The sequence below is a fragment of the Nitrososphaera sp. AFS genome, from assembly GCF_009898475.1.
Classification (GTDB): Archaea; Thermoproteota; Nitrososphaeria; order Nitrososphaerales; family Nitrososphaeraceae; genus Nitrosopolaris.
Map to the genome: position 1 here is coordinate 1 of NZ_QURE01000003.1, position 22414 is coordinate 22414.

The 22414-nt window shown below is 41.2% G+C and carries 25 protein-coding genes and 3 tRNA genes; 13 read left to right on the forward strand and 15 right to left on the reverse strand.

Translation table 11 applies throughout. From position 1 onward, the window contains the following. Window positions 1-156: 156 nt before the first annotated feature. Window positions 157-372, forward strand: a complete 216-nt coding sequence (locus DYY65_RS00495; protein ID WP_162476044.1) for a hypothetical protein — start codon at window positions 157-159, stop codon at window positions 370-372. 68 nt (window positions 373-440) lie between these two features. On the opposite strand, the gene DYY65_RS00500 is transcribed toward DYY65_RS00495, so the two are convergent. Further along, window positions 441-1088: a KEOPS complex kinase/ATPase Bud32 gene (locus tag DYY65_RS00500; protein WP_255457402.1), complete on the reverse strand. Its 648-nt coding sequence runs from the start codon at window positions 1086-1088 to the stop codon at window positions 441-443. 6 nt (window positions 1089-1094) lie between these two features. Here DYY65_RS00500 and DYY65_RS00505 point away from each other — a divergent pair, with 6 nt between their 5' ends. Next, the gene (locus DYY65_RS00505) at window positions 1095-1427 is read left to right on the forward strand and encodes a hypothetical protein (protein WP_162476046.1); all 333 of its coding nucleotides are present in this window, start codon (window positions 1095-1097) and stop codon (window positions 1425-1427) included. Window positions 1428-1430: 3 nt separating this feature from the next. Here DYY65_RS00505 and kae1 read toward each other — a convergent pair whose 3' ends face one another. Further along, a complete protein-coding gene (gene kae1 / locus DYY65_RS00510; protein WP_162476047.1) occupies window positions 1431-2450 on the reverse strand; it encodes a KEOPS complex N(6)-L-threonylcarbamoyladenine synthase Kae1 in 1020 nt (339 codons plus the stop codon). A 9-nt stretch (window positions 2451-2459) separates the two neighbouring features. After that, window positions 2460-3656 (reverse strand): redox-regulated ATPase YchF, encoded by a 1197-nt coding sequence (locus DYY65_RS00515; RefSeq protein WP_162476048.1) that lies wholly within the window; start codon window positions 3654-3656, stop codon window positions 2460-2462. Between the two features lie 102 nt (window positions 3657-3758). Here DYY65_RS00515 and DYY65_RS00520 point away from each other — a divergent pair, with 102 nt between their 5' ends. The 3 genes from DYY65_RS00520 to DYY65_RS00525 all read left to right on the forward strand — a co-directional run bounded on the left by DYY65_RS00520 (window position 3759) and on the right by DYY65_RS00525 (window position 6335). Then, on the forward strand, window positions 3759-5132 hold the full coding sequence (locus tag DYY65_RS00520; protein ID WP_162476049.1) for a hypothetical protein: 1374 nt from the start codon (window positions 3759-3761) through the stop codon (window positions 5130-5132). A 211-nt stretch (window positions 5133-5343) separates the two neighbouring features. Then, entirely contained in the window at window positions 5344-5478 is a 135-nt protein-coding gene (locus DYY65_RS12660; RefSeq protein WP_255457403.1) for a hypothetical protein, read from the forward strand. Window positions 5479-5597: 119 nt separating this feature from the next. Continuing rightward, complete coding sequence (locus DYY65_RS00525; RefSeq protein ID WP_201449232.1) at window positions 5598-6335, forward strand: VIT1/CCC1 transporter family protein; 738 nt, start codon at window positions 5598-5600, stop codon at window positions 6333-6335. A gap of 44 nt (window positions 6336-6379) precedes the next feature. Here DYY65_RS00525 and DYY65_RS00530 read toward each other — a convergent pair whose 3' ends face one another. The 6 genes from DYY65_RS00530 to DYY65_RS00555 all read right to left on the reverse strand — a co-directional run bounded on the left by DYY65_RS00530 (window position 6380) and on the right by DYY65_RS00555 (window position 11851). Next, entirely contained in the window at window positions 6380-6880 is a 501-nt protein-coding gene (locus DYY65_RS00530; RefSeq protein ID WP_162476051.1) for a hypothetical protein, read from the reverse strand. A gap of 835 nt (window positions 6881-7715) precedes the next feature. Next, complete coding sequence (locus DYY65_RS00535; RefSeq protein ID WP_162476052.1) at window positions 7716-7883, reverse strand: hypothetical protein; 168 nt, start codon at window positions 7881-7883, stop codon at window positions 7716-7718. Window positions 7884-7975: 92 nt separating this feature from the next. Next, window positions 7976-8059: transfer RNA gene (locus DYY65_RS00540), tRNA-Cys, on the reverse strand. A 296-nt stretch (window positions 8060-8355) separates the two neighbouring features. Beyond that, window positions 8356-10287, reverse strand: a complete 1932-nt coding sequence (locus DYY65_RS00545) for an arginine--tRNA ligase (RefSeq protein WP_162476053.1) — start codon at window positions 10285-10287, stop codon at window positions 8356-8358. A gap of 1 nt (window position 10288) precedes the next feature. After that, window positions 10289-10993 carry a phosphoglycolate phosphatase gene (locus DYY65_RS00550; RefSeq protein WP_162476079.1) on the reverse strand — a complete coding sequence of 235 codons (705 nt, stop codon included), beginning with the start codon at window positions 10991-10993 and terminating at the stop codon, window positions 10289-10291. A gap of 552 nt (window positions 10994-11545) precedes the next feature. After that, window positions 11546-11851 carry a hypothetical protein gene (locus tag DYY65_RS00555; RefSeq protein WP_236561567.1) on the reverse strand — a complete coding sequence of 102 codons (306 nt, stop codon included), beginning with the start codon at window positions 11849-11851 and terminating at the stop codon, window positions 11546-11548. A 229-nt stretch (window positions 11852-12080) separates the two neighbouring features. Here DYY65_RS00555 and DYY65_RS00560 point away from each other — a divergent pair. From DYY65_RS00560 to DYY65_RS00570, 3 genes are all read left to right on the forward strand, one after another. Then, window positions 12081-12169 (forward strand) — tRNA-Arg (locus DYY65_RS00560). Between the two features lie 152 nt (window positions 12170-12321). After that, the gene (locus DYY65_RS00565) at window positions 12322-12705 is read left to right on the forward strand and encodes a hypothetical protein (protein ID WP_162476055.1); all 384 of its coding nucleotides are present in this window, start codon (window positions 12322-12324) and stop codon (window positions 12703-12705) included. 1 nt (window position 12706) lies between these two features. After that, window positions 12707-12913 (forward strand): 30S ribosomal protein S27ae, encoded by a 207-nt coding sequence (locus tag DYY65_RS00570; protein WP_162476056.1) that lies wholly within the window; start codon window positions 12707-12709, stop codon window positions 12911-12913. Between the two features lie 434 nt (window positions 12914-13347). Here DYY65_RS00570 and DYY65_RS00575 read toward each other — a convergent pair whose 3' ends face one another. The 5 genes from DYY65_RS00575 to hemB form a co-directional block, all read right to left on the reverse strand. Beyond that, window positions 13348-14328, reverse strand: a complete 981-nt coding sequence (locus DYY65_RS00575) for a hypothetical protein (protein WP_162476057.1) — start codon at window positions 14326-14328, stop codon at window positions 13348-13350. Window positions 14329-14470: 142 nt separating this feature from the next. Beyond that, complete coding sequence (locus tag DYY65_RS00580) at window positions 14471-15838, reverse strand: signal recognition particle receptor subunit alpha (protein WP_162476058.1); 1368 nt, start codon at window positions 15836-15838, stop codon at window positions 14471-14473. A gap of 2 nt (window positions 15839-15840) precedes the next feature. Then, the gene (locus tag DYY65_RS00585) at window positions 15841-16527 is read right to left on the reverse strand and encodes a diphthine--ammonia ligase (protein ID WP_370519248.1); all 687 of its coding nucleotides are present in this window, start codon (window positions 16525-16527) and stop codon (window positions 15841-15843) included. A 263-nt stretch (window positions 16528-16790) separates the two neighbouring features. Continuing rightward, window positions 16791-16950: transfer RNA gene (locus DYY65_RS00590), tRNA-Tyr, on the reverse strand. A gap of 82 nt (window positions 16951-17032) precedes the next feature. Further along, the gene (hemB, locus tag DYY65_RS00595) at window positions 17033-18010 is read right to left on the reverse strand and encodes a porphobilinogen synthase (protein ID WP_162476059.1); all 978 of its coding nucleotides are present in this window, start codon (window positions 18008-18010) and stop codon (window positions 17033-17035) included. 29 nt (window positions 18011-18039) lie between these two features. On the opposite strand from hemB, the gene DYY65_RS00600 reads away from it, so the two are divergent. The 5 genes from DYY65_RS00600 (at window position 18040) to DYY65_RS12320 (ending at window position 20990) form a co-directional block, all read left to right on the forward strand. Continuing rightward, window positions 18040-18969, forward strand: a complete 930-nt coding sequence (locus DYY65_RS00600) for a glycosyltransferase (RefSeq protein WP_162476060.1) — start codon at window positions 18040-18042, stop codon at window positions 18967-18969. A gap of 106 nt (window positions 18970-19075) precedes the next feature. After that, complete coding sequence (locus DYY65_RS00605) at window positions 19076-19672, forward strand: hypothetical protein (RefSeq protein WP_162476061.1); 597 nt, start codon at window positions 19076-19078, stop codon at window positions 19670-19672. A gap of 58 nt (window positions 19673-19730) precedes the next feature. Next, the gene (locus DYY65_RS00610; RefSeq protein ID WP_370519250.1) at window positions 19731-20111 is read left to right on the forward strand and encodes a translation initiation factor IF-5A; all 381 of its coding nucleotides are present in this window, start codon (window positions 19731-19733) and stop codon (window positions 20109-20111) included. 75 nt (window positions 20112-20186) lie between these two features. Continuing rightward, window positions 20187-20780, forward strand: coding sequence for a DNA protection during starvation protein (gene dps / locus DYY65_RS00615; protein WP_162476063.1), 594 nt, complete (start codon window positions 20187-20189; stop codon window positions 20778-20780). A gap of 57 nt (window positions 20781-20837) precedes the next feature. After that, window positions 20838-20990 carry a hypothetical protein gene (locus DYY65_RS12320; RefSeq protein ID WP_236561568.1) on the forward strand — a complete coding sequence of 51 codons (153 nt, stop codon included), beginning with the start codon at window positions 20838-20840 and terminating at the stop codon, window positions 20988-20990. Window positions 20991-20997: 7 nt separating this feature from the next. Here DYY65_RS12320 and DYY65_RS00620 read toward each other — a convergent pair whose 3' ends face one another. Continuing rightward, window positions 20998-22287, reverse strand: coding sequence for a hypothetical protein (locus tag DYY65_RS00620; protein WP_162476064.1), 1290 nt, complete (start codon window positions 22285-22287; stop codon window positions 20998-21000). Window positions 22288-22414: the final 127 nt, after the last annotated feature.

Genomic DNA, 22414 nt, shown 5'->3' on the forward strand with positions numbered 1-22414 from the left:
AAAAGTCGACATCTAAGGATCTTCTGGACCTCGTGAATTTTGAAATCTGAGCCATCTAAAAAGACGTATTGAAGTCGCTAGTGAAATTGGGCCCTAGGTTAGATACTCGTTCATTTTTGCAAAATTTTATATTCACCCTCTGGGGAATCGCATTGTTTGTCGTCGAGTGAAAGTGCGAAAAGAAATGGGAGAAGTGTCCTGCACTTTATTTCAGATTTTCAATGCTTTGTTTGTGGAGCTATATTCACTACTGATGAAGATCGAAAACTCCACCTAGAAATGGAGTCAAAGGGTATGTTAATCGCCTCTTCACAAGAGGAAAGAGATGCAGCAGCCATACAGAACTCGATGAACAAAAGTCGGAAACACTGAGGATTCATTCATTCAGACGAGGGAATATAACTTCTTGCTCTCGATAGGACATGACCATTTCAATTAATTTAATGGAGCGCATATCTGGCTCTTCTCTCGATACTCGAAACTTTAGTCAGCAGCTTTTTGACCATCTTCTTGCCTTGTATTGTTGAATAACCCTGCAAGAAACCTGAAAAAAGAGTTTCAAACTGGGGGTAATGTACGCTGCTAAATGTCTCTTTTATCAATCTAATATCAACTGCCTTATCTTCAAGACGGTCAGAATGAAAAGAAAGTCCAAAATCCAATAAATAAAGCTTATCCTCCAATAAGAAATTTGAAGTTGTAAGATCCCCGTGGATAATATTCCTTGAATGAAGTAAGCCTGCATATGTTCCAATTTGCGAAGATATCTCCGAATTGATTATTTCTTTAGCATTCTTCGCTGCAAGGAATTCCATGATGATCTCGCACGAAATTGGATCGACAAAGTAAACATGTGGACACATAATACCGATAGGTTTCACCCCTGAGAGCATCTGGGCTTCGCGAATCGTTCGCCGCCTCCTAATGTCCAAGTCCAAAGATTTATGGCGATATGCTTTTACGGTCCGAACTTTAGCTATGGCTCTTTTGCCGTACCAATCTGTGAGAAAAATGTCTGCCTCAGCGCCTTTTTTGAGCAATTTTCTTCTTTGGTGCTGCAATAATAATATAGAGTAGGAAAATGGCATAAAAACATGAGCCCAGTCGAACCTAGATCTGGAGAAAAAAAGATCCTTGATGAGGATTGCGCAGAAGACAATTTGAAGAATGGCATCTTAATATTAACTAATCAACGAGTCATTTTTCAGAAGACTGAGGGGACTTTATTAACTCTCTCTAAGAAGGCGGAGGAATTGGTGGTGGAAATACCTCTCGACGACATTTTAACAGTAAAGGCCGAAGGCCGAATAGCTACTAAACTTTTTATTGCAACCAGAAATACTGCATACAAGTTTAGTGTCTATAGCAACCGAAAGTGGGCAAAAGCCATAGAACAGCAAATTAACATTCACAAAAGCTCCAATTAAACATCAATTTCTAATAACTTCCACATCGTTGATTCGCCATGATTGGTTTATAAATGCTTTTTCAACTTGGACATGTCTTCCTTTTCCAACATATTCTAAGATCCCGGCCCAGGCTATCTGCGCTCCATTGTCACCAGCGAGTTCTGCAGGACATCGGTAAAACTTGCATTTCTGTCTTTTGCAGGCTTCTTTCAACATTTCTGCTAGTCTGTTGTTAGCTGCAACTCCACCAACAATTAAAAATTCATTTTTTAACGTCAGTGAAAGTGCTCTCTCAACTGCTTCGGTCACCATCGCAAATGACGTCTCTTGAAGAGAGAAGGAAATCTCGCCCAAAGAAAGTTCCTTACTCTTGTTATGGACAGATCGGATGGCCGAAGTAAGAAGCCCAGAAAATGAGACGTCATTTCCTTTTACTACATACGGTAAGAGTCTATAATTACCGGCAGCTTTCCTACCAAGCTGTTCGATTTCGTGACCACACGGAGACGGTAAGCCTAAGCTTCTCCCAAATTGATCGAAAAGTTGACCTAATGTGATGTCTAAAGTTTCTCCGAAGATCCTCCACCTTTTTCCAGAAAAAGCCAAAATCGCTGTGTGTCCTCCAGAGACGAGCAACACTAACGGATCTTTGGCGCGCGAAATCATTATTCCTAGCTCTACATGTCCAATCCCATGGTTAGTTGGCACCAACGGTTTACTGTGAAAAGCTGAAAGGGTTCTTGCAACGACTGCTCCCACTCGAAGGCACGGACCTAGACCCGGGCCAGCAGAATACGCGATGACGTCGATATCCCTCATTGATACCTTTGCTGAACAGAGTGCATGTTTGAAAACGGTTTCGACTGCCTTGCAATGGTGTCGCGAAGCATCTCTAGGATGTATCCCAGAACCAGTAGGAGGCACATAGATATCTCTAGCATCCGAGAGTATCTTACCTATCAGTCGGTTTTGGTAAAATGAATATTGAACAACTGAACAAGCGAACGTATGAGCAGTACTTTCGATCCCGAGACAGAACATGCCTTCCTTCTAGCCCCTGCTTGTTGTAGAAACTATTTTGATCACATCGTTGTTCTTGAGCTGGTAATCAGAACCTCGTCTTTGTTTAGTCCTCACATCTATCGCGAAAAGAAAACCTTTAGCTAGATCTTCATGTATTTGATTCGCTAGGTCCTTGACAGTCGAGTTGTGAGGGAGCAAACGAGCTTCGGGTAATACGTTCCCTTTCTTGTCAGTCAGCTTCACTTCATCTTCGACAGGATATACTATAATCGAGTCTAAGGATCCAAGACAAGCGCGATTTATTGCTTCTTGTATTCCAGTGGACCCATACCGTTTTAACACAGTTTTAACCAAATCCAATGCCTTCTTTTGCGGCTCAGATAGCGAAGCACTCTCTAGTTCGAATGAGTGATCGCCAGGAGTATAAGTCAAAATTCCACGTTTGGCTGCTCTTCTCAGCAACAGTTCTGCCTCACTTGAGCAAGGTATCACTGCCTTGAAATCTTTAACTCGCGCAATAACCTCACTGGCTGCTTGCAGGTCAGCCTTGTTTGCAACTGTGATAATAGGCTTACCTTTTAGTCTAATGCTTTTGCTAAATCGCTTCAAGTCTTCTTCTAGCCAATTCCTAAGTTCTTTACCAATTAGTCCAACCTCCTTCAAAGACTCTAGCACGATATCCTCTTTAATTGCTAGACCTGACAACCTCTTTGAAATTAGCTGCTCGACTTTCTGTCCTCTGCTATTCGCTTCCTTAATTGCTTTTGACCATTCTCTGTTCACGATAGAAAGAATCCAATAATCCAATTCATCTTCGACTAACTTTACATCCAAAAGCGGATCTGCCGAACCAGGGACCACTGGCTTTCCGTCTTTGTCAGTTGAACCAGAACCATCGACTATATGAATTAGCACGTCTGCTAGTCGTATATCGTCAAGGAATATATTTCCCAGACCCCTGCCTTGATGTGCTCCTTCAACTAAGCCTGGTATATCAAGCATTCTAACAGGAATGAATCTAACCCCATCGATACAAATTGAATGAATTGGATTATCTTTGACTTTGAACTCCTTACAAACACAATCTACTCTCACATTTGCAGTACCCAAATTGCTTTTGACCGTTGTGAAGGGATAATTTGCTGTTTGTACTTCCTGCTCCGTAGCTGCATTGAAAAAAGTAGACTTACCTACATTGGCTTTCCCTAAAAGTCCAATGAGCAACGAACGTACTATCTTGTGCCCGAATTAATATTTTTCATGTCGCGAGCAGGTTCCAGGATAGATGATTTAAATATCTTCTTGGGTTTGAACTTCTAACAAATATTGGCCGGCATTGTCGGGATTAGCTCAGCAGCAGGGTCAAAAACCAATGTAGTTTACTTATTGTCCCTTTGCATGCGAATGCTGCAGCATAGGGGTAAGGCGTATTGGAAGATAATAACATCGAATAAATCTATTTCGGGGTACGGTTCTCTACCCTCCGATCGCCAACTGACACTGCTTGCTCATTCTCGAAAATTAACCGATGGTCTCGGAATTGGATATCTTTCGAAGCGTTCACCCCAATTCAAGAGTATGAATAGGGTTAACGTGGTCCTCGATGGCTTTTTAGTTGACCTAGAGAAGCTCCATCTTCATCCACTTGTCGGGACTTCGCGGGAGTCGGATTCCCTTTTCAAGGTATCGACTATCTTTACGAAATTGCTATTCGAAAGATATCAGCCGGAGAGGAGCATAGAATTTTTGGACAGACATCTTCGTGGAAATCTAGTTCTAGTATTAGGCGATTCGGTTTACGCTTTTAGGAACAGCACAGGATTTAAGCCCCTTGTGCTTGCCTCGGACAGAAACAAAATGCTAAGCATTGTAGCTTCAGAAAATTCCTTACGTAATCTAGTAGATTTGGAATTTAAGGATGTTCGTGCAGGGTCCCTGATAGCACTACATGAGGGCGCAGTTGAAGAGTTATCAAGTGACCTTAGACCTAGGCACATGCTTATGGATCCTTTTGAATTCATAAGAGAGTCGCATGTAACTTCTTTATTTAAAAACAAAAGCATTTATGAGATTAGAAAAGAAATTGGCAAAAAGCAGGCTGATTTTCTCAGTTCTCGAATCAAATATTCAATTGATGGGGCGTATGCTGAACCAGATTACACTCGTCCAATGGCCTTAGGCTATAGCATCATGATTGGAATGATTAGGAAGAATTTTGACATGGCCGAAGGCGTAATAAAAGATAGATATGACGATGCAGATCATATGATAGATTTTTCAGAACAAGTCAGCAAGAATAAGTTGCTCACGACTCATAAGTCTCTAAAATTTATAGTTGAAGATCAAGTTAGGAACAGAAGAATAGCTTCAATTCAAGGCACAATTCAAACAGGGGGTACGGCAAAGGAAACGATATACTATTTGCGAAAAGCAGGTGCTAAAAGTGTCGATTTAGTCGTGAGTTATGTTCCTACCGCAGACGGTAGACAAGTTGGTCTATACACAAAAAATAGAGAGTTAGTCGCAAACAAATACGTCGGAAAAGTTTCATCAATTGATGAACTGAACGTGCGCGTGAAAAAAGAACTTGGTGCGGATAACATTTATTACAATAGTCCCGAAATTCTTGCACGGGGAATTGGTGTGCCTGAATACGATCTGTGGTTTCCGGAATGGGTTCGTTTTTTGGACTACAAATAATTCGAAACTTTTAGAAGTGGAATATAACGATTCAGAGCTATAAGGCTGCAGAGACCTCTATCTTCCTGTTAAAGGGCATTAAAGTCACAACATAGGTTATACAATATATAATAAGGAATTATGACAATACGTAGAATCTACTGAATCTCTCAAAGGTGAATATTCACTATTAATTGCGGAACGACCAAAGGTAGAACTTAAATGAAAGTCAATGAGGGCTTACAAAGGAGAAGAAGCCTTGAACAACGGCCATACTTGTATTTCAATACGTGGGGATAAGTTTCTTTTCACTGGCGCAATGATCGAGTTGCAGGATCCGTTAACTAATGGTAAAGTGATATTCTAAATGAACCCCTCAAACGATGAAGATGACTAGCCAAGCGATTTAACCTCATCTGGGTTCACGACCAGCCAAAATCCAGCCATCGTATATATACTGTATTAACAAAATATGGTGGATTGAATTTGAAGAGTTCTACACATATAGAGCCTCATGTAAAAGAGAGTAGCTACATCCGGGATATTGTTTTCGGCTTTGGTGATGGAGTAAACACATCGCTTGGCATCGTTGCTGGGGTGGGTGGAGCTCAGATTTCAGCGGACGTAGTAATTTTGGCAGCTTTGGTAGGCATGTTTACTGGGGCAAAGGCTATGGCAGTCCAAAATTATTTGGCCGTCAAATCTCAGCGGGAGATTTTAGAGTCAGAGATAAAACGAGAGGAGTTTGAGATTGAACACCTTCCACACAAGGAGCGTCAAGAAATAGTGGAAATATATCAGGCAAAGGGATTTCAAGGTGATGAACTCCAAAGAGTGGTTGACAAGATAACTTCAAACAAAGATGTTTGGCTTAAAACAATGTTGACAGAAGAGCTGGGACTAAATTTGGACATATTGGGAAGCCCTCTCAAGGGAGCCCTAGTTATGTTCGGATCTTTTTTACTTGGTGGGATACTTCCAATATTGCCTTACTTTGCAGTGAAAGCTGGACAACTATCGCCTTGGCTATCTATCGCTTTAGCTATAGCCATAAGTGTAGTTTCTTCGTTTATAGTCGGAGCGATTAAAGGTAGAATGGCTAAGAAAAACTGGATTAAAGGTGGTATTGAAATGGCAGGATTGGGAACAGGTATTGCACTGTTGGGATACGGGATAGGAGCAGAATTTGTGAATGTGGGAATAGTTAGTGTAAAGGGGAGTTGACGCAACTGTCTTATTAGAAATATCTATGTAAACGCAGAGGTTGATTATCGAGGTGAATCGGAAAAGCCTTTGTAAACATCAGAAAATTCACTAATCGCAGCCTTAGCATTACTTATAGCGCCGTGTTTCCTTGAAGTTGTTAATGCCGCCTTCAATTCATTAACTAACTCTGTTATGGAATTTAGTGTTTCCTTCAGACTGTCGCTCATCTCGCCAAGCCCTTTGCTATCACCTACTGTGCCAAAGGTTCTACTAGCAGATTTAAGGGTCTCTCTAGCCTGTTCAAAAACACCGCTTTGCTTCATCTCGATGACTGCGTTCTCGATCTTGATGGAGGAGTTCTGTATGGACTCAGCAGTTAACTTGATATTCTCTACATTCTTCACAAATTCCGGTGTTTTGAAAGTTTCCATGATCTCCTTTGCAGCGTTTGCCGCTTCAAGTATTTTTCCCAGGGATTCCTGCACTCCTGGAGACCCAAGCTCGCGAATAATAGAGACGGCATCTGAGGTTGTTTCCCTGATCTCAGTCAGTTTGCCTGCCATTTAGAAAACTATACTCCGCCCATTAATTGAAGGTTGCGCGATGCTGTTTCGATGGATTAGTATTAGCCTCCTACGCTAGGAAATTTGCAAAAGCCATCTATTAAGCAAAATGCGATGACAAAAGAATTGGTTCGAGATGATCCAGGATTTGATCGATAGAGTAACCTAATTGAGCATTAGATGCTACACTAGATTCGGCCTGCAGTAACTCCAGACAGAGTAACTGCAGTAACTCCAGAGTAACTGCAGTCGAAGTAGCTTCTACAAAGGATGCGGCTTGGTGAGAATGGGAAAATTCTCCGATGGTCTATATCGCCCACCAGCCTTCAATAGACAATTGGATGTGAAGAGATGGACTTAAAAATTGCCTGTTAGTCCGCAACTTCTAAAACAAATAATCTTTTGTTTCGAACACAACATCATTTATTATTAGATAGCAGGCCGAGAAATACTAGAGGATAACCCCAAACGGCAATATCGGTACGTTGAGATCTGTAGAAGCATTAAAGGTTGGGAGTGGCCGTTAGAACCTCAGCAGTAAACCTCATGAAATTGAAGTTCAAGTTCAAAGCCCGGCTTAAATGAAGTCGAACATGTCCCGAGATTAACGTGGCCTAGCATCCCCCTAAAGTTTAGGATTTGGTTCCCAAGAGTGGTGCTGAACCGGTTCGCTTCAGGGTGGACCTAAACCATGCTTGTTTTAGTCTTGTTAAGACCCGTTTGTCAGAACTATCGACAGTCCCACTAATAATGCTGAACGGATGCCCCAATTTTGGCCTTTTTTTCATTTCTACCATATAACCGACAATAGGTGTTGAGATTCATGACCCTTAAATCAGGCTTCTTCTTTTCCTCCGCGCTTTCTTAGAATCACAGCAATAGCAATCAGCGCGATGAGCGCTATCAGCATTGCAAAAAAAATCCCTTCATTTTTAACTGTCCCCTTTGGGAGAATAAGCAGGCTGGTAAGGATCTCGGGAATCAATATCACATGTGTGTTCATAGATCACCGATATTTGGTTGTTGAGATCCTTTGGAGGTGTAAAGAGGTCAACAAGTTTGCGAACAAAGCGCATCTAAGGTTCTGATCTTTAGAGGTGGGGAAGGGATTCGAACCCTTATTAATTCGCTCCCCCCATTTCTCTGCAGGCGAACGCATAACCGCTCTGCCACCCCACCTTCATTGGGATCTAGATACTATGGAATTTATGAACTATTTGTCCAAAATAGATAAGACTAAGACACTAAAGAATGACTGTCACTACTAGCTTTGCCTATGTTTTGACGGTGAAAGGCGGCTACTTTATATCACACCCGGCGTTAACTTCAACGGTTTGAAATACAAATCAAGCAATTTATGAACTCAGCGCGATATTTATGTAAGTATGGTTAAATCAATTAAGCTAATTATTTTTCCCGTAAGTCTATAAAAGAGCATCATAAAACCAGAAAGCTCAATATCGGCCGAACCTCATTTACATCTCTTTTAGCGATTGTATCCCCAGAAGTCCTGATGCTACCTCAAGACATTTGCAAAAAGCATTTACTAGTGCAATTCGCGCAATCCTAATTTCTCTATTATCTTCCTTTAAGACAGGGGTAGTTTCATAGAACACGTTGAATGCGGTTGCCAAGGTATGTACGTATTTTGCAAGGATTTTCGGTTTCAGCGATCTAGCCGCATTTTCTATAACCAAGTCGAACTTTGAAATTACTCTGATGATTCTAATCTCAGGTTCGCTATTCAACTTACTGAGCGGTGCTCTGCAATATTTCTCCCTCGATTTCTCTAGAATTCTTTGAGCTCTTGCATATGCATACTGTAAATACGGGCCAGTATCGCCATCCAAATTTATTGATTCGGTAATATCGAAAACAATGTTTTTGTCTAAATCGTATTTTATCATATTATATCTTACCGCACTTACGGCAATTGATTCTGCAAGCATTTCCAATCTTTCCTTTGAATAACCCGGATGTCTGGAACTTACTTCCTCGTAGGCTTTCAGTTTAACCAAGTCAATAAGATCGTCTGCATTGACTTGGATGCCCTTTCGGCCGGACATCTGGACTGAATGTTTCGCATCGATGATCGTACCGAGGTTGTGTGCAGTTCTAGAGCTCAAGGAGACAGGCTCATATCCAAGATGGAGGTAAATATTATCTGATTGTTGGAATTTCGAGAGGACGCAAGATATAATGCACTGTAATCGTGACTGCCTCGAGTCTATCACAGTAATAGCCTTGTCTGCGGAGGTAAAGTCAGGATGTTCGCTTTTATCCTGCGAAATGTCCAAAGTTGTCGTCCATAGCACGGTGTTGTCCCATTGGTCACAAAATTCTCGGTATGAAAATGGATCATTCACAAAACCCACCTTCCAGGCCGCATATGGTATATCCTTGGCTATATACGTCAGGGTGCCATCACTCCTCACTATCACCTTTTCTTGATCGCTCGCACGTTCAGGATTTATAGTCCAACAACCAGCGTTTTTTCCTTCCTTTGCTAGTTGCACCAGTCCTTTATTCTTCAGCCAATCAAATGTTCTGTCCCAAAGATCAGAAAGAACGATTTGTGATTCAAAATTCACGAGGTCATAATGTGCTTTCATTCGCCAACATGTAGTCAGCTGATCCAGCAGAACCCTAAGGACAATTGTAGAAGCAAATTTAGCTAATTCAGATTGCCCTACCTCCAACTCCTTCAGTATATATCTCCTCTTTTCCAGCAAAGAGGGTTTGGTCGGGTAGAGTTCATTTACTTTAACATATACATAATCTCCACAATACCTATCAAATTTCATTGGTTTGCTAGGCGGCTCAACAGGAAATCCTGCAAACTTGAATGCGACTATTATGTCAGCGACTTGCAAACCCGAGTCATCAACATAATTCAGTACTTTGACCGCATGATTCGTAAATTGTAAAATTCTATAGATAACGTCTCCTAAGATAACATTTCGAAGGTGGCCAACATGAAGAGCTTTATTAGGGTTTACACTCGTATGTTCTAAATTTACTCTTCTTCCTCCGCCAACATCCCAGAAACCATAGCTTGGGTCCTCTAGGGCTCTAGATAATGTAATTTCAGAAAAGGTATCATTGTTCGTCCTAAAATTGATATACCCGCCCGGATGTGCCTCGGCGGAAGCAATCATTGATAAGGATCCTTTCTCATGCTCGTCTCTAATTATTGGTCGAAGGTAATTTTCAACAAACTCTTGCGCAAATTGATAGGGTTTTACATCATAAACCTTACTTAACTCAAAAGCGACATTCGAACTTAAATCTCCAAATTCAGGCTTAGGTGGGTCAAGAAGCTCAAATTTATGCCCGGCATGACCTAAATTTGAAAGCCCGATTGAAATGAGGTGCTCGGCTTCGCTGACTAGTTTGCGAAAAGTCATTCTAGCGAAACGCTTCCATATGATTAAGCATCACCAAATTTATGGCATCGACTAGGCCTTTCCCTGCTCTACCTCTTACTACGTGTTTGGCCTTTGCCTTAACGGAATCATCAGAGTGGCTTAGCGCAACACTGCAACCGCAAACTTCGAAGAGTGGTATATCCGTTTCACTGTCTCCGATAGCCGCCGTTTCTTGTGAGTTTAAATTTAGCATCTTGAGAGCTTTCAACAATCCTGATCCCTTATCAACACCTTTTTCATTTATATGGTATGCATATTTACTGTCACTTAGTGTCAGGTCTAGCCCATTTTCTACTAACACTTTCGCTCCTTCTCGTAAATCAAACGTTCTTGCTAAAACTACTTCAGTGAGCCTATTGAAAACTGGCTTCATCTGGACTCTTTCAAAGTTGTGTCTCAGCACTTCATATCCCTTTAAGCAATTTTCTTTTCTAGCCAGTAGTATGTGATTATTAGGCGCTGTAGTTATCACGCCCCCGTTTTCACCAACGGAGAGGTGCGTGGTCCCTCCGAATACTGCAAGTACAAATGCTTCGACTGATGATCTTCCGGTAACATAAATTACTCTTAAGCCCATGTCTTCTAAACATCGCATCGCTCCGAGGCCATCCAAATGCACTCGGCCACAGCCGTCCTCAGTCAATGTTCCGTCTATATCAATTGCAAAAGTTTTAACGCCATTCAGTTCTACTTACACCCCACGCAAACAACACTCTACCTTGAAATCACTTCCTCCTTTGCGCTGTTTGCGCTTGTATAAGTGTAATGTTCACTTTTTTGGCTCGTAACCCTTTGGCTTTATATGCTTTTAGGAAGAATGACTCAGCTTAAGATACATAGATGAGGCTTAGTGGTCTATCGTTGCAAAAAGAATGTATTGTGTTTACATGTTTCTCAATCGGGTTCTGTCGCCTTAATTGGCCATGACTGTGATCGTTAACTATTGGATCGGCGGAACCATAGATCGATTTATTATATTTTAATTAAGAATTAAAGCCAAAGCCCTAATCGAAGTCTTATAAGCCAAACAAGTGACTGATCCCTAAGTACTCCCTTACTATCGTTGCAGTAGATTTAGGCTAATTTCTAACTTTAAGAGATCTTCCCAATAATCCTAATTATTCTATCGTAGCCGTTGGTTTTACAAATTATCTACCTATGATGTAGCAAATTAGGTTTCAGCTCCATAATGGATGCATATTTGCGGGCCTTACTTGGAATACTAGTATTCGTCTTGTCAAATCATTATTGCCGCTGGCTTTTCCCAGACATGTTGTATTTTTTGGCGACGATCTGATAACGATTTTTGTTTCGAGACGTTAATCTTAATTTTGAAACCATATCTCAGTCTGCTAGTCCACTTCTCGACCTCTTCTAGACGTCCAATGCCAGTAAGCCTCTCTCCTTCCTTAGTTACTACCAAGAAATTTGCCTTGTCTCCTCTTTTCATTATAGAAATTCGATCATAGAAATGGTGCCAATCTAGCGGATTTAAAATAAGTGCTTGAACTACCAAAATATCCCCTATTAGAACGTCGGTCAAATAATATGGTAGTACTTCTAAATCGCCTATTTTTGCATACATCATCATAATTGTGTCAAAGTTAGTATATATCTTTTTTATAAAAAATTGGGGCCTGCGCTAACTATTCTATTTAAGTGACCATATTATAGGAATTTCACAGGATTCAGATAATAAAATTAAATTCATTTATTTTGCAATAAATGTACTAGGGTATCCTTAAATAACGTCCAAAAACGATGGAATAAAGGGGCCCGTGGCCCAGCCAGGATAGGGTGCTAATCAACAAGCATAAGCCTCCGAAGCCAGTTGTCGTGGGATCGAAGCCCACCGGGCCCGACCGGATTAATTATACCAAATAGAGTATGCTGCTTATTTTTGAACGAGGGTATCAATTTCGCAATCCGAACCTATGTCATCGAACCAATTGTAATCGTGTTCTTGGCAGGAATACTTATATGAGTTAAATTAGGTTACTGCATGGTTAGGGATTGGCAGCAGTAGAACTTGTTAAACTTGATGATCGAGATAATTTACTTTTGGAGAGGCGTGAGTTAACCGTGCTTCTGAAAAATGCGGCCGGAAGAATCAAAAAATCAGAGGCGGCGGCATTAGTTGCAACACAACATTATACAGGAAAGGCAGTACTTCCTATTTCGATGACTTGCCTTAAAGGCAAAAGTGATGTACTGGCCACTTTCTACGTTTACGAGGATGAAAAAACTGCTAAGGACTATTTACCCAGGTATATGACGCTGAGGACTTTACCTAAGGATGAAAGAAAAAAAATTCTCGCTGAAGAAAAGGCTGCAAAGTTAAAAGCGAAACAAGCTCTTGCGGGTCAAACCCGAGGACAAAGTAGGAGCAAGAGATAACTTGGCAGACAAGAAGAAATCAAAGGGTGAGGTATCAGTTCACCTATTTTATCAAATTCAAGGCGAAAATCTAACCCGAAATAAGCGAGACTGCCCTAGGTGCGGAAAGGGGGTATTCATGGCTGAACACCGTGACAGATTCAGCTGCGGCAAATGTGGCTTCACAGAGTTTTCGGAACATTCGAAGAAGGGATCGAAAAAGCGATAATCGACAAGTGGCATTCATTGAGGCTGGGCGAAGGTCCCTCACGAAATCATTGTCCACTTCGCGAGGGGGTGCTTTGTTCTTTGGCATTTGATATTGAGGACCATTTTTACTCTTTAGGCCTGACGCACAACACATCGTCAATTTAGAACCTATGTAGCATTTTTTACAACAAAAAATATGAAAGCTGCAGTCTGCTGTCTGCATATGAACCACGACTGAGTTCACTTCTCTTTCAATGGATTACCACATCCAACAACATACCGAAGCAGGTTAATCAACAAACAGAGCAAATAATGGCTATCATCAAACTTAACGAACGCGTTATGTATTTGTGGAGTGGTATCATATCCCCCTACAGGCTTTCTACACCCAATTAGCACTACATGACCGTCGTATGTGTTGACCTTCTGAACAATACATAATCAATAATAGCACTATTTGAGAACAACTTCAGAAATGTCAAATACCTTAGTCTCACACTTTGTTCCTATAATCTCAGATACGTTGGGGACCGTATTATCAGATCCACTTACAAATTTTTTTATGGTGAACCCTCCTTCGACCATAATCTTCAGTTCGAAGCACTTGTTAGTGACGCTTGAGCACTCAATGGAGTATATTCTCTTTGATGTTGACCTGTTCTTATCTTGAAATTTCACAAGGGAAAAGTTCAGTCGGCTAAGGGCTTCGAGTTTCTGAACCTCAAAGGGTTCAGAACTTTCAACAAGGACTTTTGCCCTTGTAATAAAGCGAATAGGAGATTGAGGTGCACTTTTTGGTCCTGCCCTTAAAATTATCTCGACTTCGCAAGTTTCTATGAAAATATGAGAGTTTAAAGACCTCAGTTTAGGATCTGATAGGCGAACAAAAAATGGCCTGCCTTTACCAAATACTAAACTACTGGCATCTTCACTACCCACCCATGAGAATTTTAGGAAGTTGCATTTGGTAACGCGAATCAGTTCAGCTGCGATGATACCTTCGATACTGCGGCCATGGTGACTACATTGGATGCGGGATTCGCGCTCGTTTCCCTCGCCCTCGCATTGTCTGCAGAGTCGTTGCCGTTGAGGCAGACCCCGTTGCTTCTTGATATATCGTCCAGTAAAAGTCAACGATCTTGATTTGGCAAAAATCCTTGCTTTGCCGACTTGCGATATGACAACATTGATTGACAAATCTGGTTCAGAGAAAGACAGTTTTTTTTTTGATCTTTCTTGAAATCTTTCCCTCAATTGATTTTGAAGCTGGCTCTTTATACTCTCACTTCCTTTTAATTTGTGCCTGGCTCTAACCTGATCTTCCCGATCAAAAATATCGTGAGGTAAGCTTATGCCAATGCAGAAGGTCTCAAATTCGTAATTATTACCCACTTCTGATTCAATCAATAGATCGAGATAATCCAATTGATTCATGAGTCCACGGCAGATAAAGCACGACCCGTAATCAATGCACAATTGATCACCTATTCTAAGACTAGTGAGACGACTAGTACAGAAGGCACAAAGATTATAGTAATTTCTTAACTCTAAGTCGCTGAATCGAAGATAGGATTTTTTAACCAATACCGAACCTCCGCAACATTCCCTGCATTTGCCGGCCCTTTGCTTGTTTCATCATTGACTTGGAATTATTGTATTGTTTGATCAATTCTTTCACATCATGTTCTGTCAATCCAGATCCTCTTGCTGCTCGCTTCCTTCGAGAATCATTCATAATATCGGGGTTACGTCTTTCGATTTTGGTCATGGATTGAATAATGAATCTCCATTTTTCCATTTTGTTTTGCAAAGCATCTAGCTGGTCATCTTTTACCATTCCAGATAGTCCTGGCAAATTGTCAATAACGTTTCTAAAGCCCATTTTTCCGACATTTTCCATTTGTGAATAAAAGTCTTCGATTGTCATTTTTCCACTCAAAAGACGCTTTGCCTGTCCTTCATCTGCCTGTAATTCAAGATTCTTTGCCATTTCGAGTAATGCCCGGATGTCTCCCATTCCTAACAGCCTCCCGACAAATTGGGTGGGAGAAAACCTTTCCAAATCGTCGATGCGTTCACCTGTTCCTATGAACATTACACGAGCTCCCGTCGCTGAGGACGCTGCTATAACCCCTCCTCCTTTGGCAGTCCCATCAAGTTTGGATATCACTATACCGCCTACTGGCGCAGCATCATGGAATGCTTTTGCTTGGCTGAAAGCTTGTTGCCCTATTGTACCGTCTATTACAAGCAATACAAGATCTGGTTTTGAAGCTTCGTACATCGTCTTCATTTCTTCTAACAATCCTCTTTCTTCTTTGTGTCGACCAGCCGTATCAATAATAATCACGTCAAGACCCGCCTTCTTGAAGTGTTCAAGCCCATTCTTTACTATACTAACCGGGTCTTTATTCGACTCGTCCCCAAATACTTCAACATCGATTTTACTGCAGTTCATCTTTAGCTGAGCCAGGGCCCCAGGCCTCCAAGTATCTGCTCCTATAACAGCAATGCGGTACCCATGCTTAATCAGCCACTTTGCAAGCTTGCCCGTAACAGTAGTTTTGCCGCTTCCTTGAATACCGAGCATTAAAACAACGTTTTTTTGCCCTGATTTGATACCCAATCCATCATCAGAGCTCTTTTGAACTTTGTCTATGCTAGTAATCGTCTCCCCGGCATATCCGAGCAATTGTGCAAGTTCACCATACAAAATAGTGATTATGTGATCCTTTCTCGAAAGCCCCTTCACGGGATGCTCAGTTAACGCTCGTTGTTTCAACCTATTAGTTATTGAAAGTACTAGTCTGACATTTACATCCGACTGCAGCAAAGCTCTTTGAACATCTTTACATAGAGAATCGATTATTTCCTCGTTTATATCAGAAGCTCCGACTATTTTCTTCAATGCGTCCCTAAGGCCGGAGCGGAGGTTATCTAGCATGTCTATTTCTCTACAAGTGCCGCATCTTGTATTTCAAATATTCCCCGCTGACCGTCCCACTTTGTAGTAGCTCTCTTAATCTCGAGCTTCTTTCGATATATTGGACAGTCAACTACCAGTGTCTCTGCGTCGCCGCCCTCAAATGTTAAATTGATGCGGTATATTCTGGCGATATGTTTCAAGCGTTCTAATGATTCCGAATCCAACCTTACGCCTAGCCACGAATCGTCTAGTCCCATAGCAGACACCGCTACGATCATAATCTCAAATTTCTTTTCAATTAGCATATCCATGTAATTAGATTCTTCAATGTGCCAGATAGGAGATACCTCCTCGAGGCTTAGTTTTTCGCAGATCTTTTCGATTACGTGTTTCTGATATCTGCTATATATTGCTCCGTGTACTATTCCCTCCACTTGGTACTGAGATGTTGCCCTTACTATCGACCTTTCTAAGTCTCGTGCTTCTTCCTCCTTTGTTACCGATTTTGCATTAAAAACCAGAGAAGGGATATTCAAGGCCTCGCCCAAATATGTCGCAAGGCGGCAGTTAGGATAGTGAAAGAGCATACTAGAGTCACCGTAAGGACATATCGTCACCAGACATGAGATTTCGTGCCCTATCTTTCCTGCTTTATATAAAGCGAAAGTGCTGTCCTTGCCTCCGCTAAAAAGGCCAAGTAGTTTCACTCAAGCCACCTTGATTCTGAAAATTCCACTGGATGCTTCAGCACTCATAATCGTCATCATGTAGGTTTCTGATTCAGCCGGCTCTTCCAGGTTCCTCATTAGCATCCAAGCAAAAATTGTCATAACAATATAAATGCGATATGGAAGTTCGTTTCTAGCTTAAGACTTACCTCTCAAAGCCCAACTCTAATCCATTCAGTTTAATTGGTCGATTGGTAGTATCTTTAGCTTGGAAAAAACTAATGCATGTTCGTGACATTTTATCCCGCGGGCAGGATTTGCTCCAAGTTTTGAGGCATAACTTGTTTGAGCCTGCGACTCTTCGGTTTCTATCTTTGTGAGCCCAGTAGGCTGTTTCACTTGGTCAGCTTCAGTCAGCCAACATCTACAGCCGAAAGCTCTACCAGGCTGAGCTACCGCGGGACAATCTCGAGTATCGCAAATGGTATATATTCTTACAGCTGAAACCATTGCCGCCATATTCTGGATTGTAAAATATTGAATCTCAACCGTTTAGGAGTGCAGCTATGTCTTTACAGAAATATGAGATTATCAGATCTGCTCCTGCGCGCTTCATTGAGCAAATTGAGGCAATTATCCAAGTCTGTTCGTCAATCCAATTTAATGACCCAGCTGATTTAATCATTGCATATTCTCCAGAAACATTTTGTGCAGCTAGGGGAAATTGAAACTTCTCCTTAACTGTGGATATAATGTCTAGATACAGGATAGCAGGCTTTATAATTGTCATGTCTGCTCCTTCGAGGATGTCATTTTGAATCTCACGAATGGATTCGCTGCTATTGCTAAATGGAATCTGGTATGAGGACTTGTCTATGTGAACATGGTCCATGATCTGCTCTGAAAATGCCAAAGACCTAAACGGCGAATAAAGAGAGGAGGCGTATTTGATAGAATAAGGATAGATTTTTATTTTTTTAAAACCAGCTTCGTCCAAAATCGTTCTAATTGACTTTACCTGGCCATCCATCATCGAAGAAGGCGAAACCACATCTGCACCTGCTTCAGCATGAGTTTTTGCGATCTCAGAAAGAGATTGAACAGTAATGTCATTACCAATAGTGTCATCTGTTAAATCACTCAAACCACATTGCCCGGACAAGTTATACTGACACAAACAGACATCGGTTATGATTGTAAGTTCCTTGCCAAATTCCTCTTTTAATTTTCTTACCGTTCTCTGTACTATGCCAGACCTGCTCGAAGCGTCGGTGCCAATTGAGTCCCTCAAAGAAGGAATGCCAAATAGAATCACTGAAGATATTCCCATTTTCATCAGTTGCCTGACCTTAAATACTGTATCTTCTATAGAAACTGTAGAGAAATCCGGAAATAAAGCTGTTCTAGGCACTTTCGGTCTATGCTCCCTTAAGAACAAAGGTGCCACTAGCTGGTTTGTTTCGAGGCTCACTGAATTTAAAAGGTTTTCTAGTTCACTTCCCCTAAATTTGCTCTTTTGCAAAATCCTAGGAAGGGATTGAACAAACATATATGAATCTTGTTACATCAATCCCAATTCGTAAACATAATTTGAGTTCGGATTTGGCAAGAGTAGAATTAACTGTGGGCATTCCGTGTTTCAACGAGGAAAGTAACATTACCAAGCTCCTTGCCGTAATCTCAGAACAACAATCTGAAGTCCTCGGAATTTGTGAGATAATTATTTCTGACGATTCATCAGACAGCACAGTTAGGTTGATTGAGGAATTTGCCTTAAGAAATCCATATTTAAACATAAGGTGCCTGCACCATTCTTCAAGAAGAGGAGTAGCAAGTGCATGGAATGAAATTTTTCAGAATGCGAGCGGACATCTCATCGTGTTGTTCGACGGAGACGTCATGCCAGACAAAGACTCAATCAGAGAATTGTTATCGTCTTTAAACGGGCATACAGGGTTATGTATCTCGAATACGCTGCCGGCTGAATCTTCCACCATTGCAGGGAGGGCGTCTCGCTTCGTCTCAACGTGGCTAAGGCTTGTGAAATTGAATAGGCTTTCCCAGTATACAACAATTGGACGAGGACTCTTGATCAGGACTGATATAGCAAAGGAGATTATTATCCCCGAAGGAATTATTGCGGTTGATCTATATCTACAATGTAAGGTGTTAGAACTTCGAAAAGAAATTGTATACAATGATCGTTCGGTGGTTTGTTTTAACCCGCCTAAAACAATTAAAGATTTTAATTCACAGGTAATTAGGTCTACAATTGGCCACCGTCAGATCGATAAGTGGGTTGACAAGTTTCATATTCGGCTTCCATTGGGGGTAGCGTTTCGCTCAGCATGGAAGGCATTTATGTCTGATCCAATTGGAGCATTTTCGGTAGCTACTTGTTATGCACTGCTTCCTTACCACAAAACTAAGCTTCAAGGTGCGGGCTCTAATCGTTGGTATGTTGCTCAAAGCACGAAATAGTCAACCCCGGCACAATTACCGGGCTATTCATTATCCAAACTGAGCATGGCTGCTAGACTTGGATTGATGGTAATATATTTATCGTGGTGCATTTCTTAGAATTTGGTTGACAGTTGCTCGTGGCGTGCAGGGGTATATATGTACGCCCCATGAGAAAGAATCTAACAATCTCGTAGAAAAGCTTTCGAGTTCTATCAACATAACAAACATATACTTTGTAACCGCAACATTCTCTTCTGAAAGCATGCTCTATTTTCCAAATAGAGCCAACCACTACATCTTGGCCTCCTTTTCTGATTCTATAGATTTGGAATTAATCTACACTAGGATCCCGGAAAGACTATCGTTTGTATTTAAGCTAAGTGATTCATTATTTGAACGAAGTTCACCCAATATCAAATACATGTCTATATATTTTACGAGGTATGTTTATGGAGAACTGGAGATCTCAGATATTGCGAATATTATTGCAAGACGCGAAAAAGTAAGGAATCTCACCTTAGCGCAATTACAGTTTTTGAACTCGTCACATCCAAAATTCGTATTCCCCTATGCAAGAAATGTAATAATGTTAGAGGTGGAGGGCGAAAAAACACATCAGAGTGACCAGAAATATTGTGAAAGGACCCAAAGGGATGTGGCCAGAAAGGGCCTCCAGTTAATCAACCTTGTTAGTTTATCAATCTTAGATAAATTGAAGTGAACAGAAGTGTTAAATATTCATAGAACCTTTCTTGCTTGGAATTGCATTGAGCAAACCAATGGACTTGGGAAGCCTGAAAGTTGGTTCGTACATCGTGATAGATGGAGAGCCTTGTAGAATAGTATCATATGATCATAGTAAGCCTGGAAAACATGGTTCTGCTAAGGCAAGGGTCTCCGCTATTAGTGTGTTTGATGGTTCGAAACATACGCTAGTCTCTCCGGTATCTGCAGGTGTGGAAGTGCCACTAATAGATAAAAGAAACGGTCAAATCATCTCAATGTCTGGCAATGTCCTCCAACTCATGGATTTGGAGACCTTCGAGGTTTTCGACACATCTGCAGTGGAGCAAGATATCATCGATAAAGTCCACCAAGGCGGCGAAGTTGAATACTGGAAGGTGCTTGATAGAATCAAAGTAGCGCGTGTGAAGAACTAATTTAGTTACACAAATTTCATGCCTCGAGAAATTCTGCCAACAAAAACTTTTATACTTTAGCACTGGATTTAGGCTATGGCAAATAATTCAAAAGATTCGATTCAGAATATTGTTGCTCTGGAGGTCCTTCAAAAAAATGGCGTTAACATCGAGAGGTTGAAGGAACTTATTACCAAGGGAGTCGGTGCAGAATTTACAACATACTATTATTACACGATTTTAAGAATGCATTGCACAGGACTAGATGGAGAAGGTATAAAGGAGATCGTAGAAGATGCAAGGATCGAAGATAGAAATCATTTTGAAGCGATGGTCCCGCGATTGTATGAATTGGGCGGAAGTTTGCCCCGCGACATTAGAAAGTTTGCAGATCAGGCAGGATGTCCTGACGCATATTTACCTGATAACTGGGAAGACCTCCGATCAATATTGAAGGTCCTTTTAGAGGCTGAACAATGCGCTATTAGATCTTGGGGTGAGGTTTGTGATATGACTGCAGGAAAGGACCCGAGAACGTATGACATAGCACAAAGAATAATGCAAGAAGAGGTGGAGCATGAGGCCTGGTTTATCGAACTGTTATCAAAAAGACCATCGGGACACTTCAGAAGAAAATTTGTAGGCCAGTCTCCGCATACCGGAAGCCAAGGAGGGCTGATCCACACCTGATTTTCTTTCGAAAGCTAATTTCGACATAGACTTATAATTAAGTTTGTGGGATGGCTTATGTTGCGAAACCAAAGGAGGATCGGCGAAGCGTTGATGGTGTTCAGCGGCATCGGAATAACCATCGGGGGTTATGCAATTGGGTTGTATCCTCTTTCGTATGGAGGCTTAGCGATTATGTCACTAGGTATAGTCTCTATCTTTTGGCGATAAACTTTAGCTAAAACTCAAGGTGATATTTTTTGCTGAATACTTTTGAAAGACACGCCTCGGATTCGCTGCGTAATTGATCTATCTGCAATTGCTTATCCTTGAGTTGGAGACTCGACTGACTTGCTTCGGTGGTCATCTCTTCAATATGTCTCAGGGTTTGTGAGATTTCCTCTTTTAGCCCCAGAGATCGTCTATCAAATTCGGTGTTTCTTCGCTGGTTTAGTGAGGCTAATTGTCGTTGGAGCGCCTGGTATCTTTCCCTTATATTTGGCAAAGCTTTTATAAGATTTTCTAGATGACGCTCTACCTTTGGTGCATCTTTGAGATGTATTCTCTCGGTACTTAAGTGCCTCTGAATATCGACCAGAATATCGAGGTAGGGCTTTATCTCTTTCTCTGAAAGGACGATAGCTGGCTCGTTAGACAATGCGTTTAGTCGCTCTGATGTCTGCTTTGAGATGCCATAAGAATACTTTGTTAACGCGCGGGATATTGGGCTAATTAAATGGATCAGTTCCTTCTGAATCTCTACTCTTTTATCTTCCACTTTACTTATTTCATTTTTAATCCTGGAGTATTCTTGGAACTCCGATGAGTTTTGGACGTTCACCATCTGGAGGTTCAGATCTCCAAGTCTGTTCTCTAACAATTTTAATTCGGTACCGTTATTCTTGAGTTGCTGCTGCTCAATAGCCATTGAAGTATTTGCATCCGATAATGTCATCAAAAGGCTGGTACAGTCAGAGAATGGTTTTTGCAGTGTATCAAACTCTCTCAAGATAGCATTTGCTTCCTTGAATTGAGAAGAGAGTGTCTCGAATTCATCCTTCAGCTTTCCAGCATATTTTTTAATGAAGACATTAAAGACCCTATTGTGAGAGGTGCTAACTTCTCTGAATCGGCTCGTAATTGCCTCCAACCTTTGGCCGAATTTTATTGCCTCCGATTGTGAAGCTGGCTCCGGGATCTCTATAGAACACTCACGTCTCAAACTCGTAACGACAATTCGCTTAGAGTTCTCTACAATTGGCTCAAACCTCGTCTCTTCAATTTTGATTTTTTCAGTTTCTAATTCTTTTGCAAGCTTTTCTATGTTCTTTAGGGATCGTATCACGTTTGCTCTTATCAGTGATAACTTGGAACAAATTTCTTGAGTATTCTGTACCTCCAGATCGTGCAAAATCGACAAGCCATCAGAAATCGATATTTTTAAAGAAGGTTGTTGGTCACCTTTCTCAGGTTCTACTTTTGAAAAGTCAGCCTTCCTGTTAAAAAGTCGAAATCGAGGAGTCAACATCCGGCAAATGAAGAGGCGATAAATAAACCATTGTGCTCAGAATAAGTTTTTATGGGACAATAACCGGTGCTTGAGACACTTGTTATTCATGACACGGCGCGCCTCACCACATGACTCTAAAGCAGAA